Below are 21,698 nucleotides of genomic sequence, written 5' to 3' on the forward strand. Positions count from 1 at the left end.
ATGCCTCCTGCCAATAATGTGATGATCAGCCGCGAACTGCAGGTCACGCTGCAACTCGCGATGACCGAGGCGGTCAATCGCCGCCACGAATACGTCTGCCTCGAGCATCTGCTGTACGCGATGCTCCACGACGTAACGACCAGCAACATCCTGAAGCAGTGCGGCGCCGACCTCGACGCGCTGCGCCGCAAGCTCGAGCACTATCTCGACGACCAGGTCGAGCGGCTGCCCAAGGGCGAGGAAGTTTCACCGCACTATGCTCTCGGCGTGCAGCGCGCTTTGCAGCGCGCCGCGCTTCACGTGCAATCTTCGGGGCGCCAGGAGATCACGGGCGGCAACGTCCTGGTTGCGATGTTCCACGAAACGGAATCGCCCGCGATTTTCTTCCTCCAGGAGCAGGACATCACCCGCTTCGACGTGATCAACTTCATCTCTCACGGCGTGTCCAAGGTCGGCAAGGACGAGGACAACGACGTCGGCGGCACGGAAGAAGAGGGCGACTCCGAAGAGGCGAACGCCGAAGGCGGCGAGGATGGTGAGCGCAAGATGTCGCCCTCGAAGGCGCTGAACACTTACGCGGTGAACCTCGCCAAGCGCGCCGCCGACGGCAAGATCGATCCGCTCGTCGGCCGCAAGCGCGAGCTCGAACGCGCAATTCACGTGCTGCTGCGGCGCCGCAAGAATAATCCCGTGTTCGTCGGCGAGGCCGGAGTCGGCAAGACCGCGCTCGCCGAAGGGCTCGCGCTCGCGATTCATAACAATGAAGTCCCTCCCGCGCTGCGCGGCGTCGAGATTTACGCGCTCGACATGGGCGCGCTGCTGGCAGGGACGCGCTTCCGCGGCGATTTCGAGCAGCGGCTCAAGGCCGTAATCAAGGCTGTCGTCGGCGACTCGAAGAAGATTCTCTTCATCGACGAGATTCATACGATCGTCGGCGCCGGTTCGGCGTCGGGCAGCACGATGGATGCCTCGAATCTGCTCAAGCCCGCGCTCGCGTCGGGCGATCTTCGGTGTATCGGCTCGACCACTTACCAGGAGTACAAGCGCTCGTTCGATCGCGACAAGGCGCTCGCGCGCCGCTTCCAGCGCATCGACGTGCTCGAGCCGTCGCAGGAAGAGACTGTGCAGATCCTCAACGGCGTCAAGTCGTATTACGAAAAGCATCACAATGTGAAGTACACGGCTTCGTCGATTCGCGCGGCCGTGGAACTGTCCTCGCGCTACATCAATGATCGCTTCCTGCCCGATAAGGCGATCGACGTGATGGACGAGGCTGGCGTCGCGGGGCATCTGCGCGGCGAGGGCCAGACCGAGCCGGTAAGCGTCGGCACGCGCGACATGGAGCGCACCGTCGCGCGCATGGCGAAGATTCCGGAGCGCACCGTCTCGGCGACCGATCGATCGCGCCTCCAGAGCCTCGAAGAGGAACTCAAGCAGACGGTCTTCGGGCAGGACAAGGCGATCGAAGCGGTTGCGCGTTCAATCAAGCTGTCGCGCTCGGGATTGAGTCATCCGGACAAGCCTGTAGGCGCATTCCTGTTCGCCGGACCCACGGGAGTCGGCAAGACCGAGGTCGCACGCCAGCTCGCCAAGGTGATGGGCATCGAGTTCCTGCGCTTCGACATGAGCGAATACATGGAGCGGCACACGGTGTCTCGGCTGATCGGCGCGCCTCCGGGCTACGTCGGCTTCGACCAGGGCGGACTCCTGACGGACGCGATCAACAAGACCCCGCATTGCGTGCTGCTGCTCGACGAGATCGAGAAGGCGCATCCCGACCTGTTCAACATCCTGCTCCAGGTGATGGATCATGCGACGCTGACCGACAACAACGGACGCAAGTCGGACTTCCGCAACGTGATCCTCGTGATGACGACGAACGCGGGCGCGCAGGAGCTCGCGCGCGAGATGATCGGATTCCAGGGCGGCGGCACCCACATGGGCAATCCGAAGAACATCATCGAGCGGATGTTCTCGCCGGAATTCCGCAACCGCCTCTCCGCGATCATCGACTTCGCGCCGCTCAGTCCCGCCGTCATGGAGCTGGTCGTGGAGAAGTTCCTGCACGAGCTGCAGGATCGCCTCGACAAGCAGAAGGTGAGGCTCGAAGTATCTGCGGCGGCGAAGAAGTGGCTGGCGCAGCATGGACATGATCCGCGTTTTGGCGCGCGGCCGCTCGGGCGGCTGATCGAAAACGAAATCGCACGCACACTCGCCGACGAAGTTTTGTTCGGCAAGCTGACCAAGGGCGGCACGACCTCCGTCGATCTCGACGATGATAAGCTGACGTTCGCCTATGCACCGACACCATCGAGGCAGCCGGCGCCCGTCGCATAGACCACCATTCGCAATTCGTCTGCATGAGCGGGGCGTCAGGTCGCCCCGCTTTTGTTTTGTCGAGCGCGGCCTTGACGCCTTGGCGTCGCTTGATCTCACGATGCGGCGCTTAAACAATAAATTCGCGCCCGCAGTCGCGTAGCCTTCGCTTAAAGCCAAGGAAGCGCTTGAGGCAAGACGCTGAAACCCGCACCTGAGTCTCTTCAATCGTCAAGCAAGCTCATGACACAAAGCGAACCGAAGCCCGCACCGCGCGATCGATTGTTCGCTGGAGGCGGCGAGCTCGGAGCGCTGATGCGCGAGTTGGATTGGACGGCGACACCGCTCGGTCCGCCCGAACGATGGCCGCAATCTTTGCGCTCGATCGTGCGCGTCGTCCTGACCTCCAAGTATGCGATGTGGATGAGCTGGGGGCCGGAACTGACCTTTCTCTACAACGACGCTTACGCCGCGATGACCCTGGGCGCGAAGCATCCATGGGCCTTGGGAAAGCCTTCGCCGGTGGTATGGCCGGAAATCTGGGCCGAAATCGGTCCGCGCATAGAAAGAGTTATTGCGACTGGAGAGGCCACCTTCGACAACGCCCTGATACTCTTTCTGGAGCGCGACGGCTACCGCGAGGAGACATATCACACCTTTTCGTACAGTCCGCTTTCCGACGACGACGGCACCGTCCGCGGGCATCTATGCGTCGTCACCGAGGATACCGAGCGAATCCTGGCCGAGCGGCGTATCTCCGTCCTCAAAGAACTCGGCGTGCAGCTTTCGTCGACCAACGTCGCCGCGAGCCTATTCCGCGCGTCGGAGCGCTGCCTCGCCGTCGATTCGCGCGACTTGCCTTTCACTCTTGTCTACGAGTTCGACGGCAAAAATGCGCGACTGGTTTCGAGTACCAACTTGCCCGCCGGTGGTCCGGGCGCGCCGTTCGTCACGAGTATCGCGAGCCTCGAAAGCTCATGGGCCGTCGATTTGAGCAAGCGCGCGCCTGTGCGAGTCGCCGATGCGGCGTTGCCGGAGGATTGGGGTTCATGGGACGCGCAAATCAAGCGAGTTTTCATCGCGCCGATTGTCGAACAACGGCAGGAGACGCCCACCGGCGTGATGATCGCGGGCGTCAATCCGTTCCGCCGGCCTGACGAATCGTACCTAACCTTCGTCGGCCTCTACGTTGGACAAATCGCCGCGGGACTCGCCAATGCGCGCGCCTATGAGGAAGCCAAGCAGCGCGCCGAGGCCTTGGCCGAGCTCGATCGCGCCAAGACCCTCTTCTTCACCAACGTCAGTCATGAATTTCGCACCCCGCTCACGCTGATCATGAGTCCGCTCGAGGAGATGCTCGGATCGGCAGCGCAATTCGCGCCGCTGGATCGAGAAAAGCTCGTCGTGGCGTTGCGCAACGGCACGCGCCTGTTGAAGCTGGTCAACACGCTGCTCGAATTCTCGCGCATGGAGGCAGGCCGCGAGGAAGCGGAGTTCCGGCCGACCGATCTGCGCACCCTGACGCGCGACGTCGTAGCGTCGTTTCAATCGCTGGTCGAAGGCGCCGGTCTCACGCTCGCCTACGAGCTCGAGGATTTGCGCGATCCGGTCTACGTCGATCGCGAGATGTGGGAGAAGATCGTTCTCAACCTCGTCTCGAATGCGTTCAAGTTTACTTTCGAAGGCGGCATAACGGTCCGCCTGCGCCGGCTCGACGGTGAAATCGAGCTCGCAGTCAGCGATACGGGCGTCGGTATTCCCGAGGAGCAAACCGCGAAGATTTTCGATCGCTTTCATCGCGTCGAAGCCACGCGCTCGCGCACTTACGAAGGCTCCGGCATCGGGCTTGCCCTGGTGCGCCAGTTGGTGCAGATGCATGGCGGCGAAGTCGCGGCGACCAGCCAACTCAGGAAGGGCAGCACCTTCACCGTCACGATTCCGTCTGGCTATGCGCACCTTCCGCAGGATCGCGTGACGATGGATCCGCCCGAATCGTCCACCGGGTCGAGCGCCGCGCTCTACCTGGAGGAAGCAAGACGCTGGGGCCAGAAGGCCGCGGTCGAGGACGGGCGTGACAGCGCCGAGTTCGCACCCGCCGAACGCGGCGCGCATATCCTGCTCGCTGACGATAACGCCGACATGCGCGATTACATCGAGCATCTGCTGGACAAGCACTACGAGGTCGAAGCTGTCGCGGACGGACGCCTCGCCCTGGATGCAGCGCGGGCGCGTCGCCCCGATTTGCTGCTGACCGACGTGATGATGCCGAACCTCGACGGCTTTGGGCTTATCGCCGAGCTGCGCGCGGATCCGCAGTTGCGGACCGTTCCGATCATCGTGCTCTCGGCTCGCGCGGGCGAAGAGGCGCGGGTGGAGGGCATGGATCGCGGCGCCGATGACTACTTGATTAAGCCGTTCAGCGCACGCGAGCTATTTGCGCGCGTTCGCTCGCAGCTCGAGCTCAATCGTATGCGCTCGCAGGTCGCCGTGGAGCGCGAGCAGCTCCTTAACCGCGAGCGTGAGGCGCGTATCGCGGCTGAAGAGGCCAATCGCTCGAAGGACGAATTCCTCGCGCTGCTCGGTCATGAGCTGCGAAATCCGTTGGCGCCAATTTTTACCGCGCTGCATCTGATGGAACTTCGCAAAGGCGAGTCGAACGATCGCGAGCGCGCGGTTATCATGCGCCAGGCAAATCACCTTGCGCGGCTGGTTGACGATTTGCTCGACATCTCGCGCATCAAGCGCGGCAACGTCGAGCTCAAGAAAGAATCGCTCGAGATTGCAAGCGTCGTCGCAAAGGCGATCGAGATGGCGAGTCCGCTCATCGAGGGCCGGATGCATTCGCTGGCGGTCACCGTGCCGAGCAGGGGCTTGCGGGTGAGTGCTGACCCGGCGCGGCTGACGCAGGCGATCGCGAATCTGTTGACCAACGCGGCGAAGTACACCGAACCCGCGGGCCGAATCGAAATCAGCGCCCGGCGCGACGGCGATGAAATCGAGCTGCGCGTTCGCGACAACGGAATCGGCATGACGCCCGAGCTCGTCGCTCACGTGTTCGATCTTTTCTTCCAGGGTACCCAAGGTATCGACCGCTCGCGCGGCGGCCTCGGTATCGGTCTCAGCATCGTGCGCAATCTTGTCACCCTGCACGGCGGCACTGTCACGGCCGCGAGCGCCGGACCTGGAAGGGGCAGCGTTTTCACGATCCGCCTGCCCGCCGCGGAACTGCACAGCGCCGGACACGAGCTCGAAGAAACACGCGGTCAAAGCCCGGCGCCGGCGCTGGCACTAACGAAGGTGCTGATCGTCGACGACAATGAAGATGGGGCCGAACTCCTCGCGATGGCGCTCGAAGCCAAGGGCCACGTGACGCGCGCCGTGCTCGATCCGATCGCGGCACTCGCAGTCGCGCCGGCGTTCATGCCCCACGTGATCCTGCTCGATATCGGCCTGCCCGTGATGGACGGCTATGAGCTCGCCGCGAAACTTCGCGAGCTGCCAGGACTCCGAGCCGCGCGGCTATTCGCCCTCACAGGCTATGGACAGGAATCCGACCGCCTGCGATCGAAGAGTCACGGCTTCGAGCATCACCTGTCAAAACCGATCGACGTCGATGCTCTCGACGCCTTAATCCGCCAGGCTCCAGCATCTTAGCCGCTAGAGCTGGTGGGCGATCGAGCTGCCGGCCGCAAATCGGTTTGCACTCGGACTCGGCCTTGGCCGAATATGGACGATGCTCGAGCGCCATTTGTGGCCAAGGAGATCGCAATGCCGGCTGAAAAATTCTTTGCCGAAAGCCCTCGTGAAGTTGGTCTGAATCCGGACAAAGTTCAGGCGCTTTTCGATCGCGCCGAGCGCGATGTCAAAGAAGGCGTGCTCCCAGCCTGCCAGGTCGCGATCGCGCGCAAGGGCAAGATCGCGGCGATGAAAGCCTTTGGCAGCGCCGTGCAGGGCGGCGTCGAAAAACCGGCCGGCGACGAGACGGTGTTCGTCGCGATGTCGGCGACCAAGGCGATCACTTCATCGGCGCTGTGGCTCCTGATCCAGGAAGGGAAAATCAAAACTTCCGATCTGATCGTCAAGTACGTGCCCGAGTACGGCACCAATGGCAAAGAGACGACTACGATCGAGCATCTGCTGATTCACACCGCGGGCATCCCGACCGCGCCGGGCTCGTTCAAGGATTGGGGCGATCACAAGCGGCGCCTCGAACGCTTCGCCCAGTGGAAGCCGGTGAACGTGCCAGGCGAGAAATTTTTCTACCACATCCATGCTAACTACTGGCCGATCGCGGAGGCGATCGAGCGTATCACCGGCAAGCGCCTGGGCGATTTCGTGCGGGAGAGAATCGCGCAGCCGCTGGGCCTCCCCGATCTGCGCATCGGGCTGCCGCGCTCGATCCAAAGCCGAATGGCGGACGTGAAATGGGTGGGCGAGGCGGCCAAGGACGAAGAGTACCAGAAGCTCGGCATCACACCGCCGCGTGCGAGCCTGGGATCGATCAGCGAAGGCGCGGTGCTGGAGATGAACGATCCGGAAATGCGCGAGACGGATTTTCCCGCGGGCGGTCTGATGACCACGGCGGGCGATATCGCGCTTTTCTACCAGGCGCTGCTGAACGACGGCAAAGCATCCGACGGCACCCGCATCTGGAATTCGGAGATGCTGCGCGAGGCGCGGCGCATCCGCAGCGGCGACCTGATCGATCCTGCTCGCGGCATCAAGGCCAACCGCGCGCTCGGAATCGTGATCGCCGGCGACGACGGCAAAGCCAATCTGCGCGGCTTCGGACGGACCAACTCGCCTGAAGCGTTCGGGCATCCCGGCTTCGGCGGCCAAATCGGATGGGCCGATCCCGCGACCGGGATTTCGTTCAGCTATCTGACTAACGGTTACGATCGCAACGATCTGCGCGAAGGCCGTCGCGGCGTCGCGGTGTGCAGCCTCGCGGGCGCCTGCGCCGAGTAGTCAGCTCGATGCGGTGCGCGGCGCGCATTTACTTATTCGGTGGCGGAGTTTTCGATTACTAAGAAGTGAAATATGCTCCGCCGTTGACGTTGATCGATTGACCCGTGATGTAGCTATTGCGCGCCAGCATCACTGCGACCTCGGCCACCTCCTCGACACGCCCAAACCTGCCGACCGGGATTCGATCGGGAGTGATCCGCAAATCGGATCGCACCATGTCGGTTTCGACCAGTGCCGGTGAGATCACGTTCGCCGTTATCCCTTCCTTAACGAGATTCGAGGCGTAGGAGTGCATCAGGCCGATCATACCGGCCTTCGACGCCGCGTAATGCGGCCCGACGACGCCGCCGACGTTGGCCGCGGTTGAAGAAATGAAGATCAGCCGGCCCCACTTCGCGCGCCGCATCGCGGGCAGGACCGCGGCCGTGACGAGAAACGCCGAGCGCAGGTTTACTGCGATCGCCTCGTCAAACAGAGCGAGATCGACGTCCTCGATCTTGCGCCCGCGCGCGACGCCGGCATTGTTGACCAGGATTCCGATCTCGCCGAGCTGAGCGGCGATCGCGGCGATCAGCTCGGCGACTTCTCCAGCAAGCGCGACATCGGCGCCAACTGCTATCGCGCGACGGCCGGATTTTGTGATCGTCGCAACGACCTCGTCGGCTGCCGATTTGTTCTCTTTGAAGTTTACCGCAACGTCGGCGCCTGCCTCGGCAAGCGCGATCGCAATCGCGCGCCCGATACCGCGGCTGCCGCCAGTGACCAGGGCAACTTTTCCGCTGAGTTCCATGGCCCGATTATCTCTCTGCCTGGCGTCAACATTCCAACCGCGTCGGCGTCAACGCTTTTGCGAAATGGAGCTTCTCAGACGCAAAGAATTCGGCGCACAGAGCGACCAGAAACGCATCCAGACGATTCGCGGTGCGCTGGGCTACAGCCCTCGATGATTATTCGACGATGCCGTCCGCCGGGTAGTTTGGACAAGGCGATTATCGGCGGCGTGCTTCAGTTCCTGCCGCTCAATCTTGAGCGTCGCCAGGAGGGGCAGGACCACGCGCTCAATAAACACTCGTGGACTCACTCCAGCCCCCGAGCTGTGTAGTCTTTCGCGATAATTTGCAATCAGGCCATCGCCCGGCATTTTGAATGTGGCAAGAACGTGCGCGAGGTCCGCCACCGTTCCCGCCCGATCCTGCGATAGTTCCAGTTCAAGTATCTCGCGGTAGAAGCCGCTGTGAGCGGCTTCGTCTCTACCTACAAAATGAAAGATAGCCTCGAGCACCTGGTCGCCGGTTTCCCGGGCGCGGTCTTTCTGCACCTTGTATGCGACGTAGGTTACGCTCTCCTGCAGGGCGCCATAGCAAACCATGCGACGGGGCGTCTTGTAGGGGAGTTGCCAGGTTTTGGAGAAGAGGTCCCCCTCAAGGGTAGCGAATTCGTCTGCCGAGCGTTGTCCCGAGCGGGTCAGGTATTCGCGAAAGACCAGTCCATGACGGGTTTCCTCGGCAGCCCACTGGGTCTGGAACCAAGCCATGCCAAAGCTGGTCCGCAGGATCTCGAGTGCTTTGGCTACATAATCAGGAACATATAGTTCTTCGGAACAATATATTTCGACCGAATCCGCGATTGAGTCGCTCGATCTTGCAGCGTCCAGCTTGTCCCATGGTATATCGTCGAAAATGCTCCACCGTCTTTTTTTCTCTGCAGTTTCAAGGAACTCCAGATAAATGCGATATGTACTGTCTCTAAACGATGGGTTCATCTTACAGCGCTTCCTGCCCCGCAGCTACGAGCGTGAACATCCACAACTCTGGTGGAAGGCGGCCAGCACACCGCCCTCCGCGATATTCCTGTTCTCTACGATACTTTTGCCCGGGCCGAGGGGAACTTCGCGTGGCGTGGCCGATGGCGCCTTTGCTGTATTACGGATGAAGTAGTATTAAGTTTCGCCGGCCGATCGGAGCTGCTTTCACTCGAGCCGGAAGCCATATCGGATTGCTCAAATCCCTGGATAGTTGCCTGCTTGATGCTGATGCGAAGCGTGCGCTCGATACCGCGCAACGCCATCCGATCCTCGGGCCTCACGAAGCTCACCGCTTCACCCAATTTGCCCATGCGGCCGGTCCGGCCGATACGATGGACGTAGGAATCAGGTTCTTCCGGCAGATCGAAGTTGATTACGTGAGACACGTCCGGAATATCTATTCCGCGCGCCGCAACATCAGTCGCGACCAGTACTCTATACTGGCCCTTGCGAAATCCCGCCATCGCCGAAGTGCGCTGACTTTGGGATCGGCCGCCGTGAATAGCCACCGCGTTGACGCGGTTGCGGGTTAGCAGTTTTGCCACCCGATCCGCGCGGGTCTTGGTTCGAGTAAACACGATCGCGGAGATCACTTCGTCGCGGCCCAGCAGATGCAGCAGCAACTGCGGTTTCTTTTCTTGCGTCACCGGGCAAACGCTCTGCTTGATTTCCGGCCGCGGCGTGGAAATATCATCGGCGCGCACTTCGACGGGATTGGTCAGAAACTCCCGCGCAACGTGCTGAACCTGCGGATCCATCGTCGCCGAGAACATCAGCGTCTGGCGCGGGCTGCGGGTGGCTTTGAGGATCCTTCGCACCTGGGGCATGAAGCCCATATCCAGCATCCGATCAGCCTCGTCGATGACGACCACGTCGATCATGTCGAGCTTCACCGAACGCTGGTCGAGGTGATCGATGAGGCGTCCCGGGCAGGCGACGATTAGCTGGACGCCGCGGCGCAGTTCACCTAACTGCCGGTTCATCGATTCGCCCCCGACGATAACCGCGGCGCGAATGCGAGCGTCGTTGCAGAACAGTTGAAACTCTCGGCCGATCTGGAAAGCGAGTTCCCGCGTGGGCGCAAGCACCAGCGCCCTGACTCCGCGCGCTGGATGCTGGTGCAGACGATCCAGGATCGGCAGCAAAAAGGCCGCGGTTTTACCGCTGCCGGTTTGCGCGGTTGCGATCAAATCGCGCCCCGCAACCGCAACTGGAATTGACTTGGTTTGAATTGCGGTCGGTTGACCATAACCCCTTTGATGGACCGACTTCAGAAGTGCGGGCGATAGAGAAAGTTCACAAAAAGACAGAAAAACTCCGATTTCAGAGCCAGTGGATTCAGAGTAGGGCGTGAAGCCGAACGAAAGGTTCTGAGGGCTGAAGGATGAGCGTCGCGTGAATCCGCGCGCTTGGCCAACGATTGGCTTGCCGGAATCCTATGGCAATGTTGCCCCAGAATCAAGGGCTTCACGCACGGAACGGTTGCAGGGAAGAACTCGAGCGGCACGCTCAGGGTTTGGAAAGAAGCTTCCGGTCTTCGATGTCGACGGCACTGAACAAACGCGGACACTGCTCATCTAACCAGCGATTGCTGACCTGGCTTTCGAGCGCGCGGCCGTCTCCATCAACCGCCCAGGCTTCGCCCCTCTGTAAGCTGAAATGACAAAATTTCCGCCCGCATCTGCGACAACTGAATGCCAGCCGTGACCCGCGAACCGGGGACCAATCGAGCATCTTAACCGTGAAATCGTGGCTTCCCCATCCGACAACTTTCAAACTCATTTCAACTCCTCAAGCCGCCAGTTACGCAACGCGCGTCTGCTATCGTTCGGTAACCCGCGCTGCCACAGCCCGATTTCGCGCCTTGCCGTTTTTGAGTGAAGGATCGAATTCTATTTTTATCGATTGGCCGTTGAGCTTGCTGTTGTTCAACAGGCTGATCGCGACCGCGACGTCCGCCAACTCCGCCATTTCGACGAATCCGAAACCGCGGCACACTCCTGACACTTTGTCCTTGATCGCGAGTGCGTTCAGCACCTCTCCAGCGCGCGAGAAATGCGCAGCAAGATCGCGGCTGGTAACCGAGCCGGCAAGATTGCCCACGTACACCTTAGGCATATGGAGTCTCCTCAAGTGACCGAAAGATTCGGATTGTCCGGGCAGCGGACCGAATCTGATCCAGAACCTGGTATCCGAAGGCGAGAGAAAACAAATATATCAATTTCGAGGCTAGGCGTATATAGCCGCTGCAAGTGGTCGTTTTATTATGGTGAATGCTTTGTGCTTGCTGGGCATATGATGCATGCGTGGTATCTTCGCCTGCCCGAAACCTGTAGACTCAAGGCCGCAACGCTTGGAGGTTCCCACCAACGACCCCGGAATTCGCCTGGGTTCTCCGCTTGGAACTACCGGCATAAAACTCGGGAGGGCAACTATGCCCAGCAAACTGTACGTGGGTAACCTGGCTTACTCGGTTTCCAATGATGATCTCCGTGATCTGTTCTCACAAGTCGGTCAGGTTCAGAGCGCGACCGTGATCACCGATAAATTCTCGGGTCAGTCAAAGGGCTTCGGCTTCGTCGAGATGACGACGGCGGAAGAAATAACCAGCGCCATTCAACGCTTCAACGATACCGAACTGAAGGGTCGAAATATTAAAGTAAATGAAGCCCGGCCGCGAGAATCGAATTTCGGCGGTGGCGGGCGCAATGGCAATGGAGGCTCGCGCAACCGCTGGTAAGTGCGAGCAATAGCCGCGAGCGGTTTACCGCTTGGATCGCCTGCGGGCGCGTACTTCGTCAGCGGGCACGCCTGCACGGCGGTCTGTGACCAATTCAATCTGTAGAGGAGCTTCATGGAAAAACGCCAACGAGAGCGCGTTCGAAGGCAAAAACAACAGGATAAGGAACAGCGCCGCGCCAAGCGCATCGCTGAACGGGAGCAGCGCCCGAGTGACGGAAAAGATGCCGATCTCAAAGATATCGTTCCAGGACCGCAACCCGGCCAGATTATCGATCTGAATTGATTTCCTTCCAACGCATCGGGTCCGAGTCGTAAATACCGCGCGGAAGCGGAGGAGGATCGCCGCATCACAGGCGCCGCAAAGCTGCCCGCTCAAAAAGCTATAGAAGGGCAGCAACTGTGATTTGTTGATGCGAGAGATACTTACTCAATTACTTCCAGCTCTTTGGCTCTGACGAAAGCAGAGCCAATTTTCTCCGCGCAGCCTTCGCGCGCGGATGAGTAGCAGCTAGCTCCTATTTGTCAGGGATTTCTTGCTCCGATATCCTCGGCGAGCGAACCTTATTCACTTTTCCGTCGGTGATTTGGTCTTCATACTTCGCGGTCTTGCCTGCTGAAATCCATTTCAGCTCAGCGTATTTTTGTACCATTATCGAGGATGCTGCAGGCAAAGGCCGCTCGACCCAAAGGAAAACAAACCATGCGGAAAAGTATACTCAACCCGGCCACCATTCGCCCTGAGCAGCGTGCCGAAGCGCAATGGCTCGCACTCGAACAGTTGGCCAAAATCGAACTCACATCCGAGGATCCAAACTTCCCGATCGAATTTGCTCTGAGCGCGGGAAAGGGACCTGGCTGGCGGGCGGATCAAAAGGGTCAGCAACTCATCCGGATCATCTTCGACAAGCCGACGGCGCTTCGCCTAATCAGAATCGAGTTTTCAGAGACAGAAGTCGAGCGGACCCAGGAATTCACTCTTCGATGGTCGGCCGGAGTGGGCGGGCCATTCAATGAGATTGTTCGCCAGCAATGGAGCTTTAGCCCGCACGGCTCGACCAGCGAGATCGAAGAATACCAGGTCAATATAGATAATGTCTCTGTCCTGGAACTGGCGCTTAAGCCAGACCTGACCCCGGCCAATGCAGTTGCAACCTTGCTCAAGTGGCGCCTTGCATAAGATCGTGCTGACCTGGTGACGATACAAGATTTCTCGTCGTGAAATCTTTCGCATGAGAGTTCACCGCTTCAGGGCGGCACCGGAGCCCTGGTAATGAGTACCAACTGCGATTACTCAGAAGTGACACACGCGTCGTCATTGACGTTGCTCGGCTGACTAGTGAAGTAGTTATTCCGCGTCAGACTCGCGGCGACGTCCGCGACCTTCTCCGACGCGAGCAGGGCCGCCGACCAGAATTCGCTCGAAAGCGATCCGCAAATCCGCTCGCACCATGTCAGTCTCGACGACTGCCCGACAGACCATATTGGTTGCAATCCCTTCCTTGACGAGATTCGAGGCGTAGGAGTGAATCGGGCCGATCGTGCCAGCCTTCGAAGCGGCGCAGTGCGGACCGACCGCGCCGCTGGCGGGCGTCGAGGAGCAAAAGATCCAACTCCCCATTTGGCGCGGCGCATTTGCGAAACAGACGGCAGTGGAAACGCGTACCTGGGTTAATCGCGATCGTCTGGTCGAACACGCGAGATCAACATTCTCTATCTTTCGCGCGCCGTAGTTACCTTTAAAAGCCCAAGCTACTCGGTCTTACTTTGCCAGCTCCCAGCTGCCGCATGGCCAAACCGCACCCTGCGCGACGCGATCAATGTTGCGCAAGGTGGTTCGGCAGCGCCTGATACGTGCGCCACTAGCGGAACCGGCGCACCATTCAAAATCGTATTCAATATCTCCAACATCGCGATCACGCTGGCGAGTCTCTCCCGCGATCGCGAACTCGGTGACGATTGATGGAACCGGCGAAGGAGTCACCGTGGACGGCGCGGTGGTGGCGCGATCTTCAACAACGGCGGCAAGCTAACCATTCACCTTGAGCGCCTGCGAATGTCCAGAATTTCTAAATAAGCAGAAAAAGTCGTCGACCTGGATGGTATCTTTCGGTCGTTAAATAGCGTATAAAAGACCATCACGTCTGGATCGTTCCCTTCACCTTAACTCGGGAATCAGCCCGGGTTTTCTGTTCGAGAGCTTCCCAGCCAAAAATCACGGAGGGCATATATGCCCAGTAAATTGTACGTAGGCAACCTCGCCTATTCGGTCGCAAATGGCGATCTGGAACAACTGTTTTCGCAAGCTGGAAAGGTCGAGAGCGTCGCTGTCATCATGGACAAGTTCTCTGGCCAGTCCAAAGGCTTTGGCTTTGTCGAAATGGCATCCGCTGAAGAGGCTTCGGCTGCGATTCAGCGTTTCAACGATACCGAGCTCAAGGGCAGAAACATCAAGGTGAACGAGGCAAAACCTCGCGAATCGAGTTTCGGCGGTGGCAACAATGGTGGCCGTAGCCGCCATTAAAGCCGTTGAGCGGGGCGGGCTTCGGCCCGCCCTTTCTTTTTCCTCCCGTTAGATCAAGCGCGCAGTTTCTCTGCCTGCATCAGGCGACTAACAAGCCAGCGTGAAAGGTTCGATTCTTCGACTTCCACCCGACGCGATCGCCGGCCTTTGTTTTGGATGCGGAACAGCCGATTCGCTCTGAACTATTAACTATTGAACGCCTCGAACAACATACCGAAAGCCTCGCAGTCGCGCAGCGGAGTCTATCCCGCCCGATCGCTGCACGTAAGGGTTAGAACCTCGGTCGCGCAGAAATCAAGCGACAACTGACAAGCTCCCTTCAAGGGAGTAATCAAGCGCATGGCCGAGGAATCGAAGCCGGATTTCCCCAAACCTGTCAACGTGCCCAAAGGAGCGCCAAATATTCTTTTGATTCTGACCGACGACGTCGGCTTCGGAGCGAGCCGCACGTTCGGCGGACCGATTCCTACCCCCACGCTCAATCTTCTGGCTAAGGCTGACCTCCGCTACACGGAATTTCACACAACTGCGCTCTGTTCGCCCACGCGAGCGGCGCTCATCACGGGTCGCAACCATCACACCGACGCTACCGGCGTCATCATGGAAATGGCGACCGGCTATTCCAGTTACAATTCCCCGATGTTCAGGAGCAGCGGAACCACAGAACGACTACAGCACGGCGTGGTTCGGCAAGAGCCACAACGTTCCCGATCGGCAGACCTGCGAGGCAGGTAACTTTGCTCTGTGGCGCACAGGACCAACAAATAACATTCCTCCGATAGTCGATTCGCTAATGCTCCCAATGGTCTCGCGGTCATAACTTCGTTCAGTCGTGAGGTAAGCGGCTCGCCCACCTTATTCCCGCCTTCACGGCAGATCGGCTCCTAGTTGTTATTATCGATAAGGACTTATTGGAACGATGAAATCATTCTGGCTAGATCGCGGAATGCCGCCGTGGCACTCGGGCTGCTTTGCGTTTTGGTTTCGAGCGCTCACGCGCAAAGCGCGCCCGATCAACTGTCGTCCAGGAACGACCGACCCGCCAAACAGGCCATTGTCAATTTTGTCGCTTCCACGACGACAGCGGGCAATCCTGGCTTCGTCGCACCGGGTGCTCGTTTCGCCACCTTCGATCAGGACGGCACGCTATGGGTAGAGCAACCGATGTATGCGCAGCTGGCGTTCGCTTTCTTTCGGGTCGCGGCGCTCGCACCGCAGCATCCCGAGTGGAAGGATGATATCGGCCAAACTGATGTCGGACTGCAAAGCATCAGGCACGGACGACGAGACGGTGGATCCGCGCTTCGGCAAGGTGGGTAGGCAGGTATGCAAGGACACGGACGCTCTGACCAAAAAGCGGATGGAGACCATCGACGATGACATCGCCGAGCGAGCCGTAGATTTCATCCAGCGGCAGAGCAAGGCCGGCAAGCCTTTCTTTGTCTGGGTCAATTTCACCCACATGCATTTTCGCACCCACACCAAACCGGAGAGTCTCGGTCAGTCTGGACGCCGGCAGAGCCCATATCACGACACCATGATCGATCACGACAAGAACGTCGGTGCGGTTCTCAAGGCGCTGGATGATCCGGACATCGTCGCGGGCAATGCGTTCGCGATGTACAGCACCGACAACGGTCCGCATATGAACTCCTGGCCGGATGCCGCGATGACGCCGTTGCGCAGCGAGAAGAACTCGAACTGGGAATGCGCCTACCGGGTGCCGGCGATGGTTCGTTGGCCGGGCTAGTCGCTCCTCAGCATCAGTCGCGAAAGCCTCGTAGAGATCAGACAGGAGTGTCCTTGAGAAAGATTCTTGGTGTGTTGGCAATCGCGATCCTGGGAGCTGCCTTGGCGGCTCCCGTTTATTCACAAACCGCTGGCTCTCCCGCCGCTTCGCCACAAAGCGAAACCGCGGAGATTCGTGTGGCCGCAATTATTGCTCCGCCGATAGTCATGGAACAGAACGGCCACCTGACCGGATTCGCCGTCGATCTCTGGAACGCGGTTGCGGCGCGGCTGAAGCTGAAGACGAGCTATCAAATCATGCCCGACATAACCTCGATGGAGGAGGCATTACGATCCAAAAGCGTCGATCTCATCCTGGGCGTCTTTATAACGTCGACGCGCGATGAGGTCTTCGACTTTTCCATCCCAACATTGCAAACAGGCCTGCAGATTATGGTGCTGGATACGGGCGAAAGAACGGGGACGGCTAACCCCCTATCGGACCTGCTCCGTCTGCTGTTTTCGCGAACGACCCTGTTATGGCTCGGCGTGGCGCTGCTGATCGTACTGATTCCGGCTCATTTGATCTGGCTCCTGGATCGACGGGACCCGGACGGCATGCTTTCGAACCGGAACTACTTTCCGGGTATCTTCGAGGCAATTTATTGGGGACTATCGTCGCTAACATCGCAAGCGCAGACGATGCCGCATCAATGGGTTGCGCGCGTGATATCGAACTTCTGGATGTTCGTGAGTGTGGTTTTCGTCGCGCTGTATACTGCCCAGCTAACCGCGACCCTGACCGTTCAACAGATTCGTGGCGCTATCGAGGGGCCGGACGATTTACCTGGTAAGCAGGTCGCCACGCTAGCCGGCACCACCGCCGCCGATTATCTTCGCGAACAGCACGTACAGGTGCAGGAGTTCGCGACGACCGATCAAATGTTTACAGCTCTCATGGATAAGAAGGTGGATGCTGTCGTCACGGCCGCGCCATTACTCCTTTACTATGCGGCGCATGAAGGAAAAGATCGGGTGAAGACGGTCGGTCCCGAATTCAACACTGCGCCGGCCGCCATCATGGTGCAGTTGGACAGCCCGCTGCGCAGGAAGATCAACCTCGCTCTGATAGCGCTTCGTGAGAAGGGCACCTATCAGCAGATCTACGACAAATGGTTCGGCACCGCCGCCCCTTAAAAAGTGCCAACTTGAAGCTGCCGCGTTTGCAATTCTCGCTCTGCATAACGGTTGTGGGAATGTTGCTAGGCGTCTTTTTGTCGGCGTCGGCACTTGCGCAACAGGCTGCGACGCCAGCGTCATCGACGACGAGCGCCATGTCCGCTCAGGAGCTGCCAGTTAGCGTCCACAACCCATTTGAGGATTCCGTCAAAATTCCGATTCAGTCCACGACGGGATTTCAGCTAGGCCGGGATCACAAGGTTGGCGACGCCGTAAACTTCGAGCCATTGCTGCCATTCTCGCTGAATACGGATTGGGACCTGTTCGCACGGCCGAGCATGACTGTCGCTTACTCTCCCACTCCGCATGAAGAATCCGGGCTGGAAGACCTCGAGACTTCATTTTTTCTCTCGCCAGCCAAAAATACCACTTGGATCTGGGGCTTGGGGTCTATCTTTGATTTCCCCACTGCCAGCAGCTCGGAACTGGGAACCGGCCGTTGGTCGGCCGGACCAACCGCGGCGCTGTTTACTCAGAGGGTCCTTGGTCCAATTACATTCTCGCCGACCAACTGATGTCGTTTGCCGGAAATCGTGAGCGCGGAAGCGTCAATCAGACCTACATCGAGCCTCAACTCAGCTACAACTTCGAGAACGGTTGGTACGTCGACTGCGATCGGCAAATCACCTACGACTGGACAGCCGACACGGCCAATGCCTGGCTCATTCCGATGGGCGCCGATATCGGCAAGGCGTTCAACATTGCCTCTCAGAGTTTGAGTCTGCAGATTGGCGCCTACGACCTGCTCAAGCGTCCGGACGGCGCCCCGCAATGGATAATGCGCGCGACCATAACGCTCCTGTTTCCCGCTGGCTACAAGTGACGAGCGAAAGCGCGCCTCACCACTTCCGAAATTCTGGAAACCCGACGGTGATGCCAAAAGCGATTGTTGTTTGGGGAGCGAGGGGCGAGTACTGCCGATACGCCATCCACTGTCCGGCCACGTAAAGATTGATTGGTGGCAAGCCCGGACGCACCATCACGCGCCCGAGGCCTAGACTGAGCGGCAGCGTCGTCGGCGAATGATGTTGCCAGGAAACCATCCAGGTCGCGTCAGCCGATCGCAAATACCAACCGCGCCAAAGATGAACCAGTAATATCGGTTGAAATTCCATCACGCTCTGCGGTGGTCGATTAGCGGACGTATACGCGAATGAGATCGGATTCTGAAAAAGGAATCCGGCGAGAAACCACGGAATCCCATAGTAGCCGGCCGCGAACGCAGGCCCCGCCTGCCATGCTCCCTGACCTGCGCTCTTGGAGGTCGCTGTGGGAAAGACGAACGTCGGACCCACGCCAAATGCAAATCCTGAGTCTCTTCCGGGCCAGCGCGGAACCGCGAGGTCGAACAACTGCGTATCGCCAAATTCGGTCCGTGAGCCGCCGCCAGGACTCGGGACTGTGACCACGGTGAACGTCGGCCTGATGAGCTGAACGAAGGGAAGCAGCGAGTAGGGCGGAACGCGCGGAATGATCGCGCGCAGCACGGCATTGTTGGTTTGGACATGGGTGCCGAACGTCGCCGGCGAGTAAGCATCCTTGAAGAAGAGTTGCGGTAGCGTCGTCAGAGGGTCGGCGAATTCCTGCTCGAGCTTTTCAGTTTCGGAGAGGGAGGGTTGAGCCTCCGCCCATCGCGGATGAGCCGCCACCACCAAAGCTATCGCCGCGAATATTAACACGAGTCGCAAGTGAGCGGTTGGTCCGGTTCTGCTGATCATTTGGTTACTTTTCGAGTGTTCGATACCCGGACTTACTACAAGGCGGCAAGACTCATCGCAGCGCGGTCGCGAGACGACTTGGGCTCACATCGGTCTTGATGCGGCCACTGCGGATGGCCTTGACGAAGGTCTCGTAGTCGCGTTCGACCTGATCACCATAAGCAATGGCGTAGTCGCCCATCGCCTCATCAAAGTGATCGATGTTGCCAAGGTAGCCCGCGATCATCGCTGCATCGCCCGCTTTGTCATGGGCTCGGGCTAGCGCCAGGCCGCAAAACGTCGCATACGCGCGCATCACCCTGGGCGGCATAATTTCGACCTCAGCTGAAACCTTCATGTCGCGGAGTTGTGACCCGCCCCGCAGAAGTATCCGGACCGGCAGTAGAAAATTCGGCGTGGTGTGGTCGGTTGGTGCCGGTGTTTCCGGCGTTTATTGCACTCTACAGAGTTGCTTGGCAACCTCTAACAACTGGCTATTGGGCACTTCCTTTTCTGCTCTGTCTTTGACCAGCTTTTCGCCGCAGCCTTCGACTGACCGCGGCTGGGCGAGAACTGTCTGATTTTGGAATCGAGGCTGCTGCGCCGTGCAGCGAGCCGGCCAGCTTCGCTGGCCAAGCGTTGCGCGCGGCAGTCTCGCTCCTCGTTGTTTAGGCGCTGGCGACGAAACTCCTCGGGTGCCAGGCAGCCGAGGCTCGAATTCGGCCGCTTACGATAGTATCGAACTCGCCACTGCTCGATCTTGGGGCGCGCATCGGCGAGCGAAAGAAGACCTGTTCGCTGGGGCACTCATCGCGCAAGCGGCTCTTGGACGATTCGATGAAGGTGTTCTGGACCGGACCGGCTTTCCGGGATCGATGAACTGCGAGCGCAGCCGTGCTCGAATGCCCATTCATCCATTCACAGGTAGCGGAATTCAGAGCCATTGTCGGTCTGAATAACCACGTGAGAAGCCGCCGTTCCGTACCATCGCTCCACGACTCTGGCCGTTCGCCCCGCCAGTCAGCGGATGCGTTCACTGCGCCGGGCAGGAATTGACGCCTCAATTCGTTCGGAGGTCACAATAAGGGCACATTCTGGCGGACCCTCATCGAGGCATCGCCGCCAGTTCCGCGTAAGTCCTTGAATATATTGAAGAATAACTGGAGCGGGTGATCGGTTTCGAACCGACGACCTTGTGCTTGGCAACTCGATTAGGGACGGGAACGACGGGGAGAAGGAATGATGGAAACCCTTCTGTCAGAAGGGGTTTCGCGATCGCTTCGCTACTTGACGACCTGTGGATATCTCCCCATTTCCCGCTCATTTTGCCAGAAATATGCCAGAAATCGTCCACAGGGAACAGACAGGACAAGCGGTGAACACGCCGAGCGTGGAATTGCGGGAATATCAGGTACAACTGAGTATGAACTTCGAATAAGAAGTGAAATATACTCCGCCATTGACGTTGATCGACTGACCCGTGATGTAGCCGTTTCGCGCCAGCATCACCGCGACATCGGCGACCTCTTCGACACGGCCGAACCTGCCGACCGGAATTCGATCGGGAGTGATCCTCAAATCGGATTGCACCATGTCGGTCTCGACGAGTGCAGGCGAGATGACGTTGGCCGTAATCCCTTCCTTCACCAGATTCGATGCGTAGGAATGCATCAGGCCGATCATACCCGCTTTCGATGCCGCGTAATGCGGACCGACAACGCCACCGACATTGGCAGCCGTCGAAGAAATGAAGATCAGCCGGCCCCATCTGGCCTGCCGCATAGCGGGCAGAACTGCGCTAGTGACGAGGAACGCGGAGCGCAGGTTCACCGCGATCGTCTCGTCAAACAGGGCGAGATCGACATCCTCTATCCTGCGCCCCCGAGCGACGCCGGCATTGTTTACCAGGATACTCACCTCGCCAAGCTCAGCCGTGATCGCGGCCATCATCGAAGAGACTTCGTCGGGAACCGAGACATCGGCGCCCACCGCGATCGCGCGACGACCGGAATTCGTGATTCTCGCAACGACCTCGTCGGCGGCCGATTTGTTTTCTTTGAAGTTTACGGCGACGTCCGCACCAGCTTCCGCGAGCCCAAGCGCAATTGCGCGGCCGATCCCGCGGCTGCCGCCAGTCACCAGAGCAAGTTTTCCATTGAGTTCCATGCCGAAATTGTTTCCCTGCTGAACGTAAACATTACAAGCGGACAGGGAAAAACGATTCGTAAACGAAACGCACGCCGCCGATTCCGAGGGCGAAGTCGAGCGACGCGCGGAAATTGATTCTCCGGAGGTAAACGACGATGAAGGTTCTCAAGCGTAAGGACATGCTGACTAAAGTGATCGCGGTAAGGGTGTCGCCTCGAGCAAAGGCCGACCTCGACGAATTGCGCGAACGAGCTGACGCTTCTGGTTTCGATATCGGCGCGACGCTTAGAGATATGCTTTCCAATGCGGCGAAGCAGATCCGCAACGAGCTTGATGCGATAGCGATGAAGCCGCAACCCGAAACCGCGTCCCAGGTCGTAAACGGATTCGATCACACGAATGGTAGCGCTGGGAAAGTCAGATTGTGAGCGGATTGACCGAAATTCTCCGCCGCAGCGCGGCGCGCGGGAATCGGTGGATGGGTTTACGGAATTTGGAGGGGAAGGGCCGTTCGTTCGTAGAGCAAGATAAAGCA

The 21,698-nt window shown here is 59.1% G+C and carries 22 protein-coding genes; 14 read left to right on the forward strand and 8 right to left on the reverse strand.

The annotated features are described in order from the left end of the window. The 3 genes from clpA (at window position 1) to VMA09_16505 (ending at window position 7,284) form a co-directional block, all read left to right on the forward strand. Entirely contained in the window at window positions 1–2,337 is a 2,337-nt protein-coding gene (gene clpA / locus VMA09_16495) for an ATP-dependent Clp protease ATP-binding subunit ClpA (GenBank protein HUA35209.1), read from the forward strand. A 222-nt stretch (window positions 2,338–2,559) separates the two neighbouring features. Beyond that, window positions 2,560–5,970 carry an ATP-binding protein gene (locus tag VMA09_16500; GenBank protein ID HUA35210.1) on the forward strand — a complete coding sequence of 1,137 codons (3,411 nt, stop codon included), beginning with the start codon at window positions 2,560–2,562 and terminating at the stop codon, window positions 5,968–5,970. A 114-nt stretch (window positions 5,971–6,084) separates the two neighbouring features. Continuing rightward, on the forward strand, window positions 6,085–7,284 hold the full coding sequence (locus VMA09_16505) for a serine hydrolase domain-containing protein (GenBank protein HUA35211.1): 1,200 nt from the start codon (window positions 6,085–6,087) through the stop codon (window positions 7,282–7,284). Window positions 7,285–7,342: 58 nt separating this feature from the next. Here VMA09_16505 and VMA09_16510 read toward each other — a convergent pair whose 3' ends face one another. The 5 genes from VMA09_16510 to VMA09_16530 all read right to left on the reverse strand — a co-directional run bounded on the left by VMA09_16510 (window position 7,343) and on the right by VMA09_16530 (window position 11,206). Then, window positions 7,343–8,074: an SDR family NAD(P)-dependent oxidoreductase gene (locus VMA09_16510; GenBank protein ID HUA35212.1), complete on the reverse strand. Its 732-nt coding sequence runs from the start codon at window positions 8,072–8,074 to the stop codon at window positions 7,343–7,345. Window positions 8,075–8,215: 141 nt separating this feature from the next. After that, window positions 8,216–9,046 carry an acyl-ACP desaturase gene (locus tag VMA09_16515; GenBank protein ID HUA35213.1) on the reverse strand — a complete coding sequence of 277 codons (831 nt, stop codon included), beginning with the start codon at window positions 9,044–9,046 and terminating at the stop codon, window positions 8,216–8,218. 95 nt (window positions 9,047–9,141) lie between these two features. Next, the gene (locus VMA09_16520; GenBank protein ID HUA35214.1) at window positions 9,142–10,278 is read right to left on the reverse strand and encodes a DEAD/DEAH box helicase; all 1,137 of its coding nucleotides are present in this window, start codon (window positions 10,276–10,278) and stop codon (window positions 9,142–9,144) included. Between the two features lie 319 nt (window positions 10,279–10,597). Beyond that, window positions 10,598–10,870, reverse strand: a complete 273-nt coding sequence (locus tag VMA09_16525; GenBank protein HUA35215.1) for a hypothetical protein — start codon at window positions 10,868–10,870, stop codon at window positions 10,598–10,600. Window positions 10,871–10,909: 39 nt separating this feature from the next. Next, the gene (locus tag VMA09_16530) at window positions 10,910–11,206 is read right to left on the reverse strand and encodes an RNA-binding protein (GenBank protein HUA35216.1); all 297 of its coding nucleotides are present in this window, start codon (window positions 11,204–11,206) and stop codon (window positions 10,910–10,912) included. 316 nt (window positions 11,207–11,522) lie between these two features. Here VMA09_16530 and VMA09_16535 point away from each other — a divergent pair, with 316 nt between their 5' ends. From VMA09_16535 to VMA09_16580, 10 genes are all read left to right on the forward strand, one after another. Then, a complete protein-coding gene (locus VMA09_16535; protein ID HUA35217.1) occupies window positions 11,523–11,828 on the forward strand; it encodes an RNA-binding protein in 306 nt (101 codons plus the stop codon). Window positions 11,829–11,942: 114 nt separating this feature from the next. Then, on the forward strand, window positions 11,943–12,113 hold the full coding sequence (locus VMA09_16540) for a hypothetical protein (protein HUA35218.1): 171 nt from the start codon (window positions 11,943–11,945) through the stop codon (window positions 12,111–12,113). 375 nt (window positions 12,114–12,488) lie between these two features. After that, entirely contained in the window at window positions 12,489–13,007 is a 519-nt protein-coding gene (locus tag VMA09_16545) for a hypothetical protein (GenBank protein HUA35219.1), read from the forward strand. 1,050 nt (window positions 13,008–14,057) lie between these two features. Continuing rightward, window positions 14,058–14,351, forward strand: a complete 294-nt coding sequence (locus VMA09_16550; GenBank protein ID HUA35220.1) for a hypothetical protein — start codon at window positions 14,058–14,060, stop codon at window positions 14,349–14,351. Window positions 14,352–14,690: 339 nt separating this feature from the next. Further along, window positions 14,691–15,086 carry a sulfatase-like hydrolase/transferase gene (locus VMA09_16555; GenBank protein ID HUA35221.1) on the forward strand — a complete coding sequence of 132 codons (396 nt, stop codon included), beginning with the start codon at window positions 14,691–14,693 and terminating at the stop codon, window positions 15,084–15,086. 219 nt (window positions 15,087–15,305) lie between these two features. Next, entirely contained in the window at window positions 15,306–15,671 is a 366-nt protein-coding gene (locus VMA09_16560; protein HUA35222.1) for a hypothetical protein, read from the forward strand. After that, window positions 15,643–16,101 carry a sulfatase-like hydrolase/transferase gene (locus VMA09_16565; GenBank protein HUA35223.1) on the forward strand — a complete coding sequence of 153 codons (459 nt, stop codon included), beginning with the start codon at window positions 15,643–15,645 and terminating at the stop codon, window positions 16,099–16,101. Before VMA09_16560 ends, VMA09_16565 begins: the two co-directional genes overlap by 29 nt. A 53-nt stretch (window positions 16,102–16,154) precedes the next feature. Then, on the forward strand, window positions 16,155–17,276 hold the full coding sequence (locus tag VMA09_16570) for a transporter substrate-binding domain-containing protein (GenBank protein ID HUA35224.1): 1,122 nt from the start codon (window positions 16,155–16,157) through the stop codon (window positions 17,274–17,276). Between the two features lie 11 nt (window positions 17,277–17,287). Next, window positions 17,288–17,833 carry a hypothetical protein gene (locus VMA09_16575; GenBank protein HUA35225.1) on the forward strand — a complete coding sequence of 182 codons (546 nt, stop codon included), beginning with the start codon at window positions 17,288–17,290 and terminating at the stop codon, window positions 17,831–17,833. Then, window positions 17,833–18,141 (forward strand): hypothetical protein, encoded by a 309-nt coding sequence (locus tag VMA09_16580; protein ID HUA35226.1) that lies wholly within the window; start codon window positions 17,833–17,835, stop codon window positions 18,139–18,141. Before VMA09_16575 ends, VMA09_16580 begins: the two co-directional genes overlap by 1 nt. 16 nt (window positions 18,142–18,157) lie before the next feature. Here VMA09_16580 and VMA09_16585 read toward each other — a convergent pair whose 3' ends face one another. From VMA09_16585 to VMA09_16595, 3 genes are all read right to left on the reverse strand, one after another. Further along, a complete protein-coding gene (locus VMA09_16585; protein HUA35227.1) occupies window positions 18,158–19,036 on the reverse strand; it encodes a hypothetical protein in 879 nt (292 codons plus the stop codon). Between the two features lie 52 nt (window positions 19,037–19,088). Further along, window positions 19,089–19,373: a DUF2252 family protein gene (locus VMA09_16590; GenBank protein HUA35228.1), complete on the reverse strand. Its 285-nt coding sequence runs from the start codon at window positions 19,371–19,373 to the stop codon at window positions 19,089–19,091. A gap of 1,049 nt (window positions 19,374–20,422) precedes the next feature. Then, entirely contained in the window at window positions 20,423–21,181 is a 759-nt protein-coding gene (locus VMA09_16595; protein HUA35229.1) for a 3-oxoacyl-ACP reductase family protein, read from the reverse strand. Window positions 21,182–21,318: 137 nt separating this feature from the next. On the opposite strand from VMA09_16595, the gene VMA09_16600 reads away from it, so the two are divergent. Then, on the forward strand, window positions 21,319–21,591 hold the full coding sequence (locus tag VMA09_16600; protein ID HUA35230.1) for a hypothetical protein: 273 nt from the start codon (window positions 21,319–21,321) through the stop codon (window positions 21,589–21,591). Window positions 21,592–21,698: the final 107 nt, after the last annotated feature.

This window comes from Candidatus Binataceae bacterium (genome assembly GCA_035508495.1).
Taxonomy (GTDB): domain Bacteria; phylum Desulfobacterota; class Binatia; order Binatales; family Binataceae; genus JASHPB01.

What these genes read in the sequence shown, in the direction of transcription:
- clpA (HUA35209.1), top strand. Translation starts at nt 1, where the DNA reads ATGCCTCCTGCCAATAATGTGATGATCAGCCGCGAACTGCAGGTCACG.
- VMA09_16500 (HUA35210.1), top strand. Translation starts at nt 2,560, where the DNA reads ATGACACAAAGCGAACCGAAGCCCGCACCGCGCGATCGATTGTTCGCT.
- VMA09_16505 (HUA35211.1), top strand. Translation starts at nt 6,085, where the DNA reads ATGCCGGCTGAAAAATTCTTTGCCGAAAGCCCTCGTGAAGTTGGTCTG.
- VMA09_16510 (HUA35212.1), bottom strand. Translation starts at nt 8,074, where the DNA reads ATGGAACTCAGCGGAAAAGTTGCCCTGGTCACTGGCGGCAGCCGCGGT.
- VMA09_16515 (HUA35213.1), bottom strand. Translation starts at nt 9,046, where the DNA reads ATGAACCCATCGTTTAGAGACAGTACATATCGCATTTATCTGGAGTTC.
- VMA09_16525 (HUA35215.1), bottom strand. Translation starts at nt 10,870, where the DNA reads ATGAGTTTGAAAGTTGTCGGATGGGGAAGCCACGATTTCACGGTTAAG.
- VMA09_16530 (HUA35216.1), bottom strand. Translation starts at nt 11,206, where the DNA reads ATGCCTAAGGTGTACGTGGGCAATCTTGCCGGCTCGGTTACCAGCCGC.
- VMA09_16535 (HUA35217.1), top strand. Translation starts at nt 11,523, where the DNA reads ATGCCCAGCAAACTGTACGTGGGTAACCTGGCTTACTCGGTTTCCAAT.
- VMA09_16540 (HUA35218.1), top strand. Translation starts at nt 11,943, where the DNA reads ATGGAAAAACGCCAACGAGAGCGCGTTCGAAGGCAAAAACAACAGGAT.
- VMA09_16545 (HUA35219.1), top strand. Translation starts at nt 12,489, where the DNA reads ATGCTGCAGGCAAAGGCCGCTCGACCCAAAGGAAAACAAACCATGCGG.
- VMA09_16550 (HUA35220.1), top strand. Translation starts at nt 14,058, where the DNA reads ATGCCCAGTAAATTGTACGTAGGCAACCTCGCCTATTCGGTCGCAAAT.
- VMA09_16555 (HUA35221.1), top strand. Translation starts at nt 14,691, where the DNA reads ATGGCCGAGGAATCGAAGCCGGATTTCCCCAAACCTGTCAACGTGCCC.
- VMA09_16580 (HUA35226.1), top strand. Translation starts at nt 17,833, where the DNA reads ATGTCGTTTGCCGGAAATCGTGAGCGCGGAAGCGTCAATCAGACCTAC.
- VMA09_16585 (HUA35227.1), bottom strand. Translation starts at nt 19,036, where the DNA reads ATGATCAGCAGAACCGGACCAACCGCTCACTTGCGACTCGTGTTAATA.
- VMA09_16590 (HUA35228.1), bottom strand. Translation starts at nt 19,373, where the DNA reads ATGAAGGTTTCAGCTGAGGTCGAAATTATGCCGCCCAGGGTGATGCGC.
- VMA09_16595 (HUA35229.1), bottom strand. Translation starts at nt 21,181, where the DNA reads ATGGAACTCAATGGAAAACTTGCTCTGGTGACTGGCGGCAGCCGCGGG.
- VMA09_16600 (HUA35230.1), top strand. Translation starts at nt 21,319, where the DNA reads ATGAAGGTTCTCAAGCGTAAGGACATGCTGACTAAAGTGATCGCGGTA.